This window comes from Bradyrhizobium sp., assembly GCF_030693485.1.
GTDB lineage: Bacteria > Pseudomonadota > Alphaproteobacteria > Rhizobiales > Xanthobacteraceae > Bradyrhizobium.
Genome location: NZ_JAUYAN010000220.1, coordinates 1 through 12,369, shown reverse-complemented (window position 1 = coordinate 12,369; position 12,369 = coordinate 1). Strand labels below are relative to the sequence as shown.

General features: G+C 64.0%; 11 protein-coding genes. 4 read left to right on the top strand and 7 right to left on the bottom strand.

Going from position 1 to position 12,369, the window contains the following annotated elements:
- Positions 1 to 30 precede the first annotated feature (30 nt).
- Positions 31 to 1,017 (top strand): TIM44-like domain-containing protein, encoded by a 987-nt coding sequence (locus tag Q8N40_RS16355; protein WP_305712542.1) that lies wholly within the window; start codon positions 31 to 33, stop codon positions 1,015 to 1,017.
- Between the two features lie 198 nt (positions 1,018 to 1,215).
- Positions 1,216 to 1,887: a lectin gene (locus tag Q8N40_RS16350; RefSeq protein ID WP_305712543.1), complete on the top strand. Its 672-nt coding sequence runs from the start codon at positions 1,216 to 1,218 to the stop codon at positions 1,885 to 1,887.
- A gap of 36 nt (positions 1,888 to 1,923) precedes the next feature.
- Here the strand turns inward: Q8N40_RS16350 and Q8N40_RS16345 are convergent, their stop codons facing one another.
- Positions 1,924 to 4,002: a bifunctional diguanylate cyclase/phosphodiesterase gene (locus tag Q8N40_RS16345; protein ID WP_305712541.1), complete on the bottom strand. Its 2,079-nt coding sequence runs from the start codon at positions 4,000 to 4,002 to the stop codon at positions 1,924 to 1,926.
- A 207-nt stretch (positions 4,003 to 4,209) separates the two neighbouring features.
- On the opposite strand from Q8N40_RS16345, the gene Q8N40_RS16340 reads away from it, so the two are divergent.
- On the top strand, positions 4,210 to 4,911 hold the full coding sequence (locus Q8N40_RS16340; protein WP_305712540.1) for a glutathione S-transferase: 702 nt from the start codon (positions 4,210 to 4,212) through the stop codon (positions 4,909 to 4,911).
- 92 nt (positions 4,912 to 5,003) lie between these two features.
- Here the strand turns inward: Q8N40_RS16340 and Q8N40_RS16335 are convergent, their stop codons facing one another.
- The 3 genes from Q8N40_RS16335 to Q8N40_RS16325 all read right to left on the bottom strand — a co-directional run bounded on the left by Q8N40_RS16335 (position 5,004) and on the right by Q8N40_RS16325 (position 6,260).
- The gene (locus Q8N40_RS16335; RefSeq protein WP_305712539.1) at positions 5,004 to 5,363 is read right to left on the bottom strand and encodes a GFA family protein; all 360 of its coding nucleotides are present in this window, start codon (positions 5,361 to 5,363) and stop codon (positions 5,004 to 5,006) included.
- Between the two features lie 62 nt (positions 5,364 to 5,425).
- A complete protein-coding gene (locus Q8N40_RS16330; RefSeq protein ID WP_305712538.1) occupies positions 5,426 to 5,590 on the bottom strand; it encodes a hypothetical protein in 165 nt (54 codons plus the stop codon).
- A gap of 187 nt (positions 5,591 to 5,777) precedes the next feature.
- The gene (locus Q8N40_RS16325) at positions 5,778 to 6,260 is read right to left on the bottom strand and encodes a hypothetical protein (protein WP_305320981.1); all 483 of its coding nucleotides are present in this window, start codon (positions 6,258 to 6,260) and stop codon (positions 5,778 to 5,780) included.
- Positions 6,261 to 6,652: 392 nt separating this feature from the next.
- Between Q8N40_RS16325 and Q8N40_RS16320 the strand changes: the two genes are divergently transcribed.
- Positions 6,653 to 8,308, top strand: coding sequence for a fumarate hydratase (locus tag Q8N40_RS16320; RefSeq protein WP_305712537.1), 1,656 nt, complete (start codon positions 6,653 to 6,655; stop codon positions 8,306 to 8,308).
- A 57-nt stretch (positions 8,309 to 8,365) separates the two neighbouring features.
- On the opposite strand, the gene Q8N40_RS16315 is transcribed toward Q8N40_RS16320, so the two are convergent.
- The 3 genes from Q8N40_RS16315 to Q8N40_RS16305 all read right to left on the bottom strand — a co-directional run bounded on the left by Q8N40_RS16315 (position 8,366) and on the right by Q8N40_RS16305 (position 12,368).
- A complete protein-coding gene (locus Q8N40_RS16315; protein WP_305712536.1) occupies positions 8,366 to 10,894 on the bottom strand; it encodes a hypothetical protein in 2,529 nt (842 codons plus the stop codon).
- The gene (locus Q8N40_RS16310) at positions 10,891 to 11,901 is read right to left on the bottom strand and encodes a toll/interleukin-1 receptor domain-containing protein (protein WP_305712535.1); all 1,011 of its coding nucleotides are present in this window, start codon (positions 11,899 to 11,901) and stop codon (positions 10,891 to 10,893) included. The genes Q8N40_RS16315 and Q8N40_RS16310 overlap by 4 nt, the downstream gene beginning before the upstream one ends.
- Before the next feature lie 170 nt (positions 11,902 to 12,071).
- Positions 12,072 to 12,368, bottom strand: coding sequence for a hypothetical protein (locus Q8N40_RS16305; protein WP_305712534.1), 297 nt, complete (start codon positions 12,366 to 12,368; stop codon positions 12,072 to 12,074).
- Between the last annotated feature and the right edge of the window lies 1 nt (position 12,369).

Genomic DNA, 12,369 nt, shown 5'->3' with positions numbered 1-12,369 from the left:
CCCCCTGCTGGGGATTTTGAGGAAACAGACATGAAATTCACGCAGCGTACGCGGGGCATCGTCCAGGCCCTTGCCGTTGTTCTATCGTTGGCGGTTCCGGTGATGTTCGCGATCTCCGCGGCCGACGCCCGGCCGGGCGGTGGCGGCAGCTCGGGTTCCCGAGGATCGCGGACCTATTCCGCACCGCCGCCGACCGCCACCGCGCCGAACGCGGCGCAACCGATGAACCGCACCATGACCCAGCCGGGCAGCCCCGGCGTGGCCGGTCCCGCGGCCGCGGGCGCGGCTGCCAAGGGCGGCATGTTCAACAAGCCCGGCATGGGCATGCTTGGCGGCCTCGCCGCGGGCTTCCTCGGCGCCGGCCTGCTCGGCATGCTGTTCGGCGGCGGGTTGTTCTCCGGCCTCGGCGGCATGGCGTCGATCATCGGCCTGATCCTTCAGATCGGCCTGATCTTCATCGTGGTGAAGCTGGCGATGTCGTGGTGGCAGCGCCGTCACTCTCCCGCCACCGCCTCGGCCTATGCCGGCCCGGCGCCCGGAGCCGCAGTCGGCCCCGGCGGACCGCAGAACTCGCTGCGAACCGGAACCGGCTTCGGCCTGGGTTCGGGCAGCGCACCGCTTGAGATCCAGCCGGCTGACTATGAGACATTCGAGCGGTTGCTCGGCGATGTCCAGACCGCCTGGTCGAACGAGGATGTCGACAAGCTGCACACGCTGGCGACCCCCGAGATGGTGATGTACTTCACCAAGGATCTCGAGGAGAACAAGGCGAAGAACGACATCAACAAGGTGTCGGACGTCAAGCTGCTGCAGGGCGACCTTGCGGAAGCCTGGCGCGAGGGCGAAACCGACTACGCCAGCGTGGCGATGCGGTTCTCGCTGGTCGACAAGACGCTGGAGCGCGGCACCAACCGTCTGGTTGCGGGCAGCGAGCAGCCGGTCGAGGCGACCGAAGTCTGGACCTTCGTGCGGCGGCGCGGCGAAAGCTGGGAACTCTCGGCGATCCAGCAGACCTGACCGTCTGCGACAGGCTGATATCAAAGGCGCCGCGGTTCATTCCGCGGCGCCTTTTCTTTTGCGGCGTCGCCATCCCTGTTCTACGTCGCGGAACCGGGATAACATGGCCGCGTCGTGTTGATGTCATGCCAGGCCGGCGCTCAACCAGCCGGCGGATCAGATAGCCAATCGGAGGAGATGATGCCCGCTTTACCCCGGATGATCTCGCGGCTGTGCTTCGGCCTCGCCACCGCCTCGTTCGCCATGCTGGCGGCGCAGCCCGCTTTGGCGCAGGCCGCCGGCACCAGCTTCTTCGTCACCTCGGTGGGGATCGGCAATGGCGGCAATCTCGGCGGCCTCGCCGGCGCCGACAATTATTGCCAGCAGCTGGCGCAGGCGGCCGGCGCCGGTGCAAAAATCTGGCGCGCCTATCTTTCCACCCAGCCGGCGGACGGCAAGCCGGCGGAAAATGCCCGCGATCGCATCGGCAAGGGGCCTTGGCAGAATTCAAAAGGCGTCGTAATCGCCAAGGATGTCGTCGAACTGCACGGCGCCGCCAACAATCTCACCAAGGCGACCGCGCTCAGCGAAAAAGGCGACGTCATCAACGGCCGCGGCGACACGCCGAACCGCCACGACGTGCTGACGGGATCACAGGCTGACGGCACCGCCTTCGCCGCGGGCGACGACCGCACCTGCAAGAACTGGACGAGCAGCACGCAGGGTGCTGCGATGGTGGGGCATGCCGACCGCGTCGGTCTGCGCGACGACGACGCCTCGAAATCCTGGAACACCTCACATCCCTCGCGCGGGCCGGATGGCGGCTGTTCGCAGAATGACCTGAAGAGCACTGGCGGCGACGGACTGTTTTATTGTTTTGCGGCGAATTGATTGGTTGCGTCGCAAGGATCGAATTTGCGGCGCAGCTTATGCTGCGGCCACCGCCGGCGCGTCAGCAAGTTCGATAGCATCCTCGCGCACGAATCGTGCGGCGGCAGCCATCGCCGCCGGCAATTGAGCCAGCGCCACCGGCCGCGCGAACAAATAACCCTGGCCCTTGTCGCAGCCTTCGTTGGCGAGGAACTGCCATTGCGCTTCGGTTTCGATGCCTTCGGCGAGCACGGGGATACCGAGGCTCGCGCCGAGCGCCAGCACGGTGCGGACGATGGCGGCCGCCGCGGCGTCCTTCGGTAGCCGTTTGACGAATGACTGGTCGAGCTTGATCTTGTCGAACGGGAAGGCGTGCAGCGTCGCCAGCGACGAGTAGCCGGTGCCGAAATCGTCCATCGAAACCGCGATTCCCATCGCCTTCAGCTTGCGCAGGATATGCAGCCCGCGAGTCTGGTCCGACATGAAGGTCGATTCCGTGACTTCGACTTCCAGACGCCGCGGTGACAGCCCGGTCTCGAGCAGGATCGCATGGATGGTTTCCGCCAGGTCATCGCGCGAGAACTGCACCGGCGATAGGTTAACCGCGACGGTTCCGGGAATCCTGCCCTGGGCGGCGTCGCGGCAGGCGGTGCGTAGCGCCCACTCGCCCATCGGCACGATCGCCTCGGTTTCCTCCGCCAGCGGGATGAACTCCGCCGGCGAGATCATGCCGTGCTTCGGGTGTTGCCAGCGCATCAGGGCTTCGGCGCCGCAGATCCTTCCATCCGCAAGGGAGGTCTGCAACTGATAGTGCAGCGCGAGCTCGCCGCGTTCGGCGGCGGTCTGCAGGTCGCGCGCCAGCGCGCGTCGCGCCCGGGCGGTATCGTCCATCTCGTGGCTGTACATGCAGACCGAGCCGCGCTGCTTGCTCTTGCCGCGGTGCATCGCCAGCTTGGCGTTGCTGAGCAATTGGTCACGCTCCGGCGTGTCGGTCGGAAACACCGAGAAGCCGATCGAGGCGGTGAGCGTGACCATCTGGCCCTGGACGGTAAAGGGCTGGGCGAAGGCTTGTGCGATCCGCCCGGCAAAGCCGTGCGCATCCTGCGGATGATTGCCCGAGGTCTGCAGGCCCAGGAATTCGTCGCCGCTCTGGCGGGCGAGGAATTCGCCCGACCCGATGGTTCGGCGCATCCGGTCGGCCACCTCGATCAGCAGCAGATCGCCGGCACTGTGGCCGAACACGTCGTTGATATCCTTGAAGCCATCGACGTCGATCGAGAACGCGGCGAGCTTGTGCGCCTTCTCGTGGGCTTCGGCGGTATCGTACGCCAGCCGCTCGTTGAAGGCGATGCGGTTCGGCAGTCCGGTCATGGTGTCGTTGAATGACAGCTGATGGATGCGGTCGGCCGATTCGGTGCGCGAGCGCAGGTCGATGATGTAGGTCGAAAATCCGCTGCCCATCACCAGCAATACGGCGGCGACCACGGCGAAGCCGAGCATGGGTGCGGGGATGAGATATGGCGGCAGCGCGACCGAGGGGTCGGGCAGGGTGGTCGACGCCGCCGTCATGGCGTAGTGCATCGCGCAGATCATGAACGCCAGCACGATCGCCGCGCCATGGCGGCACCAGCGGGTGACCGGACGGTTGGCGCGGTTGACCGCCAGCGCGCTCAAGCCGAGGCCGAGCACGAAGGTCATGACGACGCCGTAGGCGTTCCAATGCGTGGTGCCCGCGATGTGCCAGGACTTCATGGCGGTGAAGTGCATGGCCAGGATGCCTGCCCCCATCACGAGGCCGCCGAGTTCCGGCGCCAGGGTAAAGTGCCGGCTGCCGATCTCGAATCCGACCAAGCAGGCAATGACCGCGACGATCAGCACCACCAGCGTGGCGAACGGCTCGAACCCGCTGTTCAGCGACGGGTCCAGCGCCAGGATCGAGATGAAGGTCGAAGCCCAGAGTGCGGCGCCGGTACCGACCGAGGCCATGAACAGCCAGCCATAGCGGGTGGTGCCCTGGGTGGCGCGGGCGCGGGCAAAATGGCGCATGCCGACCCAGGTGCCGAACAGGCAAACGGCGCCGGCGATGACGACGAGCATCTGATGGTAGGCGAAAGCGAAGACCGTGTCGGGCGGCATGAGGAGCTCTCCAGGCTCGCACTAAAGGGCACGCGCGTTAAAGCTACGCGCGAAAAGCGGCTCAGGTGTTTGATGGAACTCGTACTCTGCGAAACAGCGTTGAAACTTTGTAACCGAAAAGCGAAACCCGGATGCAACCTGCACTATGCTTGCTGCAGGCGGCTGCTCTAATGTTTTGTTAAGGATATGGACGACGAGGGATCGCCGATGCGTTATGAGCTCTACTACTGGCCGCAGATCCAGGGACGCGGCGAATTTGTCCGCCTCGCGCTGGAGGAGGCCCGCGCCGATTACGCCGACGTGGCGCGCCAGCGCGGCATGGGCGCGATGATGAAGATGATGGAGCCGAGCGGCACGCCGCCATTCGCTCCGCCGTTTCTGAAAGCAGGAAAGTTCGTGATCGGGCAGACCGCGAACATCCTGCTCTATCTCGGGCCGCGCCATGGCCTCGCGCCGAAGGCCGAAGCGGGAAGATTGTGGCTGCATCAGCTGCAGCTGACGATCACGGATCTCGTCCTCGAAATCCATGACACCCATCATCCGCTCGGGCCGTCGCTGTATTACGAGGACCAGCGCGGGCCGGCGAAGAAGCGCACCGCGGAATTCTGGCAAGCGCGGGTGCCGAAATATCTTGGATATTTCGCGGGGGTGCTGGAGAGCAGCGGCGGCTCCTGGGTCGCCGGCCGCCGCGTTACTTACGTCGATCTCTCGTTGTTCCAGATCGTCGCGGGGCTGCGCTACGCTTTCCCGAAACGCATGAAGGTGTTCGAGCGCAGGATCCCCGGCCTGGTCGATCTGCACGACCGCGTCGCGGCACGGCCGAACATCATGGCGTATCTGGCGAGCGAACGCCGCATTGCCTTCAACGAGGAGGGAATCTTCCGCCGCTACAGGGAACTGGATGCTTAAACTACGTCATTCGGGGGCGCGCCGGAGACCCGAACCGGAATCTTGAGATTCCGGTTTCGATGCTACGCATCGCCCCGGAATGACGGCAACCCCTACCTGTTCCGGCCGTCGATCGGCGTCATCGTCAGTTTGGCAAGCTCGATGCCGTCGATGCAGGCGACGTTGAGCGCCACCACTTCGCTGCCGTCGGGCTTGCTGCCGCGTGCAAATACCTCGACGCCGCAGTCGTTGCAGGATTGATGCCGGATCGCATGCTTGTTGAAGAGATATTCGCGCAGATTGTCCTCGCCGGCGCGAAGCACGAAACTCTTCGGCGCCAGGAATGCGAAATGCAGGCCCTTCTTGGTGCAGATCGAGCAGTTGCAGGCGGTGACCATGGCAAGGTCGGTGGTGCATTCGAATCGCACCATGCCGCAATGGCAGCCGCCGGTGTAGGTCATGTTACTGGGCATCGGACCGCATCCGCTCCATGAGGGGTTGTGGCCGGCAGTATAAACGAATTTGCGGGATGTGTTCAGACGAGCTGGTCGATCCTCGTTCCCTGGCCCGGCGGCAGCGCGGCCCGCACCGGCGGCGGCGACGTGCGATCGTCGCGATCGACCCTGACCTCCGGCGGTTTGAGCACGCTGGCCTCGGGCGGTTTCATGGAGATGGAAGGGCTGACTGCGGAAACACTCATCGGACAGGATCCTTGCTTGGTTGCTCCCGACTGTGACGCGCCGGGGGCGAAAGCTTTATGAATCCATGGCGGCAATCGTGCAGCATCGCCGCAATTCCCGGGCAGTGGTGAACGGCGGGCTCGAATTTCCCTAAGATGCGATCGATCTTGTTGGCAGATTACTGGTGATACCGCCCGCCGCGGCCGGCTACTCGTCCGAGCCGCGCGTGATTGCGATCGCTGCTTCGGTCTTGGTGCGCGTGCATTCCATGTTGAGCCGGCGGAAGCGCATCTTGACCCGGTCGCCGCGCAGCAACCCCATCCGCTTGATGCAGCGGGTGGAACCGGTCATCACGTCGGGCTTCGGAATAGTGAAGACGATGGCGCCGGCGCTGGCGACCAGCTCGAAAAATTCCGGCTTCGGCTTGCGGCGGTCGGCCTTGGCGTAGAGTTCATTGGAGAAGTTGGCGCCGCGGCAGCCCAGCGAAAGCTCCCGGGCCTGCGGGTGGGACAAATAGATGGTCTTGCCGGTGGTGATGCCGATCTTGATGCCGTCGACCTGGCTTTTGAGTTCCTTGGCGATATCTTCGCAGCGGTCGGCGCGCGCCGGTTGAGTGCCCGATACCGTGAGCGCCGATGCCGCCAGCAATATTGCGGCCAATATGGTCGATCTGCCAAAGTCCGTTCTCATGCAAGATGCCCCTTTACGCCCATTGAAACGCGCATGTCGATTTCCTGCAAGGCCCGGGGGCCGATGTCAATCGGAACGGTCGATCAAAACCCGTAGATGCTGACGCCGATCGCGAAGATGATGATCCCAAGCAGGCTGTAGACAAGGTGGGCACGCTTGAGGCCGAATCGAAGCCCTCGCAGGGCGGCGATGATCAGCACGGTACGCGGTCCCAAATGAAGCGGGGAGGTTGAGGCAGGGGAGGCGATGGCCGCGGTACGGGGGCAGTAGTCATGCTCTATTTCGATTGCTGCGGGATTCCTGGAACCTTCCCTTTGTGTCAAAAGTGCTTAGAACGGTTCAATCGCCGACAGAGCGTCTGACGCCTTCGGCCTAAACCTCGCGAGAGCCAAATGAACGCCCCAACGCCCATCCCGTCCGCTGCCACCCCTGTTCCGCCCTACAAGCACACGCCGCTGTTTCCGCTCGGCGCCGATACCGCGCCGTACCGCAAGATCACGTCCGAGGGCGTGCGGGTGGAAAACGTGCTGGGCAAGGAGATGCTGGTGGTGACGCGGGAGGCGCTGCGGGCGCTCAGCGAGGCCGCGTTCGGCGACATCAATCATTATCTGCGGCCGGGCCATCTGCAGCAGTTGCGCAATATCCTCGACGACGGCGAGGCCAGCCCCAACGACAAGTTCGTAGCACTCGATTTCCTGAAGAACGCCAACATCGCCGCCGGCGGGGTGCTGCCGATGTGCCAGGACACCGGCACCGCGATCATCATGGGCAAGAAGGGTTTTCGCGTCATCACCGATGGCGACGACGAGGCCGCGCTGTCCGAGGGCGCACGCGACGCCTATCTGCGCCGCAATCTGCGCTATTCACAGGTGGCGCCGCTGTCGATGTATGAGGAGAAGAACACCGCCAACAACATGCCGGCGCAGTGCGAGATCTATGCCGAGGGCGATGACGCCTACAAGTTCATGTTCATGGCCAAAGGTGGTGGCTCCGCCAACAAGAGCTTTCTGTTCCAGGCGACGCCGTCGGTTCTGACCAAAGACCGCATGCTGGCGTTTTTGAAGGAGAAGGTGCTGACGCTCGGCACCGCAGCGTGCCCGCCCTATCACCTCGCCATCGTGATCGGCGGCACCTCGGCCGAACTCTGCATGAAGACGGTGAAGCTGGCCTCGGCGCGCTATCTCGACGCGCTGCCCACCCATGGCTCGGCCGACGGCAACGCCTTCCGCGATCTGGAGATGGAGCAGGAAATTCTCAAGATGACGCAGTCGCTCGGCGTCGGCGCGCAGTTCGGCGGCAAGTATTTCTGCCATGACGTACGCGTGATCCGGCTGCCGCGCCACGGCGCGTCGCTGCCGATCGGGCTCGGCGTGTCCTGCTCGGCGGACCGCCAGGTGCTCGGCAAGATCACCAGAGACGGCGTCTATCTCGAGGAGCTCGAGCACAACCCCGCGCAGTATCTGCCCGCGGTGGAGCAGGCGCTCGGCGGCGAGGTGGTCAAGATCGATCTCAACCAGCCGATGGCGGACATTCTGGCGACACTTTCAAAGCATCCGATCAAGACCCGGCTGTCGCTGTCGGGCACCATGATCGTGGCGCGCGATTCCGCGCACGCCAAGCTGCGCGAGCGGCTGGAAAAGGGCGAGCCGCTGCCGGACTATTTCAAAAATCATCCGGTCTACTACGCGGGTCCCGCCAAGACGCCGGATGGTTACGCCTCCGGCGCGTTCGGCCCGACCACGGCGGGACGGATGGATTCCTTCGTCGACCAGTTCCAGGCCGCGGGCGGCTCGATGGTGATGGTCGCCAAAGGCAACCGCGCGGTCGCGGTGCGCGAGGCCTGCAAGAAGCATGGCGGCTTCTATCTCGGCTCGGTCGGCGGTGCGGCGGCCAACCTCGCCGAGCACTGCATCAAGAAGGTCGAGGTGGTGGAATATCCCGAACTCGGCATGGAGGCGATCTGGCGCATCGAGGTCGAGGATTTTCCGGCCTTCATCATCATCGACGACAAGGGCAATGATTTCTTCAAGGAACTGAATTTGGGGTGAGGGGGCCTCGGTTCCGGCGCCGCCAGGTCCGCGCGGCGGTGCGCCGAAGCCGCGCATCTACTTCGGCGGAATCTCCAGCCAGAGTTCGAGCTTGCCGTCCGGATTGCTCTTGGCGGGGTTTGCCGCGAGGACGGCCGAGACCTGCAGTGATGGATAGCCGAGCCGCTGCAGCGCCTGGGTTGCATCGGCCGCCAGTTGGATCCCGATGGCTTTCTGTGCGGCATAGAAATATCGCACCTCGCGCTTGCCCGCGGCGGCCTCGGTACGGTCCTCGCCGGGGATCTTGTAACCCTTGTCCTGCAGGTTCTTCGAGAGCTGCCGGGCCTGGTCGCGCGTGCCACCGGCGAACTGCAAATACACGGTCGAAAGCGCCAGCTTCACCACCCGTACCTGCGCCCAGAGTTGGTCGCCAGCGGGACGCTGGAACGCGGGCGCGATGTTCACAATCTGAATGCGCGTACCCTCAGGCATGATGCCGAGGGTGGGCTGCTGGATGTAACCCGGAAGTTCGGGTAATCCCTTGCGCAGATAGATATCGAGGTCGGTGGTATATTGTTCACCGGCCTTCACCGCCTCGGCGGCAACGGCGACGCCGGCCGGCGTGTTGAGATTGCTTCGCGGCGCCGCTCCAGCCGACCCGATCCACATGAAGCCGGTGTTGCTCGACAGCGTCGCTGCAGGCGCCTCGCCCTTGGCATCGACGATGGCGCGCTGCGCCGTGGCGTCGCTGACCGCTGAGTTCGACTGGACGAACTTGCTCAGGTCCTGCTGGACCTTGCTGTCGTTCAGCGGCAACGCCTTCTGGACCTGCTCGACCCTCTCGCTGACATCCCGCCGGAATTTCTCCAGCTGATCCTTTTGCGCCTGAATGTCCGCCAAGGCCTGGTTGAGCTTGGCGTCATAGTCCCGGGCAAGGCGGTTTTTCTCTTGGGCGATCTGTTCCTCGCCGGCCGCAGCAACCCGGGCCCGCTCGATCTCGATTTCGGCCCGCTGGGTCGCCAATTGGGCCTGCTCCGTTGCAAATTGGGCGCGCTTCTTCTGCTCATTGAAGAGAAACACGATGGCCGAGACGACCCCGATCAAGACGAGGACGACGGTCGCTGCGCGCAAGTAGCGCTTGCGAACCGCGCGCTGTTGGCGAATCTCGAACTCTCTGCGGTGGAGGTCGAACACGCCTTCAAGAAAATCCTTCACCGCGACAAATTTGTTCCCGTACCGCTCGGCCCACGCCGCATTCGGGCGTGTCGTTCGCCACCACAGCTGCCGCTCATCGGCGATTTTGCTGGGGAATATGTAATTCCGCTTTTCATCCTCCAGGAGGTCATTGTATTTGCGCCCATTGGCGGCTTCCTCGCCGATCCAGCCTTCTTTTTCCGGCGTGCCGGTCAGCCTGCTCCAGCCGCGCAACAGGCTTTCGTGCGAGATGTCGATCAGTGTGGACGGCTCGATATACTCACCGGCCGGAGGCATGACGAAGCAGCAGTCCGGCGCGCGGAACGCATCGACCACTTCGAGCAGTTTCTGTTCGCTTTTGGCGGCCGGCATCGTCGCGTCGTCGCCGGATACGATGGCCGCGATGTCGCCGAACTGGGTGGCGCGGCGGATCGAGCGGCCGCGGCGGTCGCGTTCCGAGATCGCCTTGAACAGGCGCTCGGCGGCGACGCGATGGCCGTCGCTCGGCAACGCGCCGTAGATCTGATCGGCGTGGCGCGAGATCGCTTCCTGGACACCGCCGGTGCCGGTGTAGTCATCGAGCGAAATCTCGGCAGCCGCACCTGCATGCTGCCACATCCGCATCAGCACGTGCTGCAGGACTGGCAACTGATCGGGATCCTCGCCGATTTCGTTGAGCAACCGCTGCGTGACTTCGGGCCTGATCAGCTTGCCGGCCTTTTTCGCCGGCGCTTCGATGGCGGCCCGCCGTTCGGCGCGGCTGAGATTCGGAACCAGATACTGACCGTCGCTGATCGCCTCCGGAAGCCGCTGGAAACGGGCGCAATCGCCGAGGAAGTCGAGCCGCATGGTCAGGATGACGTTGATATGGGGGGTCTCGGCATTGATCGCCTCGATCAGGAGCCGCACGAAGGCGGTCGCCTCGTCGGCGCTTTTGCCGCTCGGGTCCTCGAACCGGAAGATCTCCTCGAACTGATCGACGATGATGAGCAGCCGGCCGGTGGAGGAGAGGCCAAGTTCGCGGGCGGCCTCGACCAATCCCAGGCTGCTGCGGGACAGCATGGCGGCAAGCCGGCTGCGGCGCAGCTCTCTGGCGTCCTCGGCTCCGCCGGGGGCAAGGTCGAGCAGCGCCGTGCCGAGTTCCTCCATCGGCCGGCCCTGCGGTCGAAACAGCGCAATGCGCCAGATCGGCTCGCCCGCGGCGTTCTCCTGCGCAAGCATGGGAATGAGGCCGGCTTTCACCAGCGAGGATTTACCGCAACCTGAACGGCCGACGACTGCCACCAGCCGGCTGGTGTCGAGCTTTTGCCGCAGACCGCGTGTCTGTGCGTCGCGGCCGAAGAAGTATTCCTGGTCGCCTTCCTCGAACGCGCGCAGTCCCGGATATGGCTGGCTGGATGAAAGCCCGCTCACGATGGCGGTGCCTTCGCGGCACCGGCCTGCTCCAGCTCATCGCGGACGATTTCCTTGAACATTTCCAGCCCGCCGCGCACGAGTTCGTCCTGCGCGGTCAACCGCGTCCCGTCCTCGAGACTCTTGATCAGCGCCTGCTGTGCGGAATCCGGTTCTTTCAGACCCTGGGGAATCCAGATCAGCCGGCGGAATTTCGGATCGGTCTTCTGGCGCGCGCCAGCCATATCGAGCTGCAGCACGGTCAGCTCGTTCAAATCGGCGCGTCGCGCACTGTTGGAAACCGCGCCGAGCAGATGGACCGAGAACGATGCGTTCTTGATCCCGGCGCCGAAATGATCTTTCGCCTTGTCCGCATTAGCCGGCCACGGATCGATCGGCGCGATCAGACATTTCTGGCTTTCGAGTTCCTTGTAGACCCTCCAGTGATTGGTGACCTGATCGAGCCCGGGCGCCGCGAGGTAGACGGTCGCCTTGTGGGGGTCGTCGGGCAAGCCCTTCAGTCGCGTATCGATCAGCTTGGCCACCTCGCGAACGGCATCCCAGTATTTCTCGGAAACGAACTTGCCATAGCCGTCGTAGAACGGCTCGACCTTTCCGGTTTCCGGATCGATGTCGAAGAACGGAATGTATTTCAATCCCTGGAGCGGCGGTGGAATTTGCCCTGGATCGATCGGTCTCGGCAGTACGGGAATGATCAGGTCGGTCGCCAGTTCGTCCGGCTTGCGGGAATCGAAGAATTCTGTGAGCTCGAATTCCGTGTATTGCTTGGTCTTGTAGTGGCGCGACAGCACCACCAGCAACATCGCGGCATTTCTGACCTGTTCCCGCAGTCCGTCGGTGATCAGGCCGCTTTCCCTGAAATCGCGCACGTCGCGCCACAGCCTGACTTCGTCCAGATGCTGGATTTCCAGCTTCAGGCAGCTGTCGAGCGAACTGACCCACCCCTTGAATTGCTCGTCGGGGACGGCGTTGTCATCGGATGCATAGCTGAGAAAGACCGTCCGCAAGGGATGCCTCCAACGGGCTATTGGTGCCAAAACTGACACAAGCCCCGGTTGCATTCAAGCAGACGGTTCTGTCCGGACCTGGTTACGGTCGCACGGTACCGTGACCGGCGATGCCTGGCATCGCCGGGGAAGCCGGCGCCGCAATGGTGGCGCTACCTGCGCAAGCGCACTTACGCCCTTGTTCCCGTGAACGGGAAGCTGCCCATCGGGCCGATGCCCATTTCGCCGGACATGTTGTCGCCGGCAACCTTGCCGGAGAATGCCAGCGTCAGCGGCATCGGGTTGGTGATCGAGATTTTCCAGGCGACGTCGTCGCCTGCGACGGTACCGTCGAAGATTTCGCCGGAATTGCCGTCGGCGCCCTGCGTGCCCGTCAGCGTGCCGCCCGCGCTCGAAAGGGTCAGCGTCGCCTTGCGCTCGCCCATCGGGGTAGTCATGACGATATTCCAGTTTCCGTCGACGGCCATC

What these genes read in the sequence shown, in the direction of transcription:
- Q8N40_RS16355 (WP_305712542.1), top strand. Translation starts at nt 31, where the DNA reads ATGAAATTCACGCAGCGTACGCGGGGCATCGTCCAGGCCCTTGCCGTT.
- Q8N40_RS16350 (WP_305712543.1), top strand. Translation starts at nt 1,216, where the DNA reads ATGATCTCGCGGCTGTGCTTCGGCCTCGCCACCGCCTCGTTCGCCATG.
- Q8N40_RS16345 (WP_305712541.1), bottom strand. Translation starts at nt 4,002, where the DNA reads ATGCCGCCCGACACGGTCTTCGCTTTCGCCTACCATCAGATGCTCGTC.
- Q8N40_RS16340 (WP_305712540.1), top strand. Translation starts at nt 4,210, where the DNA reads ATGCGTTATGAGCTCTACTACTGGCCGCAGATCCAGGGACGCGGCGAA.
- Q8N40_RS16335 (WP_305712539.1), bottom strand. Translation starts at nt 5,363, where the DNA reads ATGCCCAGTAACATGACCTACACCGGCGGCTGCCATTGCGGCATGGTG.
- Q8N40_RS16330 (WP_305712538.1), bottom strand. Translation starts at nt 5,590, where the DNA reads ATGAGTGTTTCCGCAGTCAGCCCTTCCATCTCCATGAAACCGCCCGAG.
- Q8N40_RS16325 (WP_305320981.1), bottom strand. Translation starts at nt 6,260, where the DNA reads ATGAGAACGGACTTTGGCAGATCGACCATATTGGCCGCAATATTGCTG.
- Q8N40_RS16320 (WP_305712537.1), top strand. Translation starts at nt 6,653, where the DNA reads ATGAACGCCCCAACGCCCATCCCGTCCGCTGCCACCCCTGTTCCGCCC.
- Q8N40_RS16305 (WP_305712534.1), bottom strand. Translation starts at nt 12,368, where the DNA reads ATGGCCGTCGACGGAAACTGGAATATCGTCATGACTACCCCGATGGGC.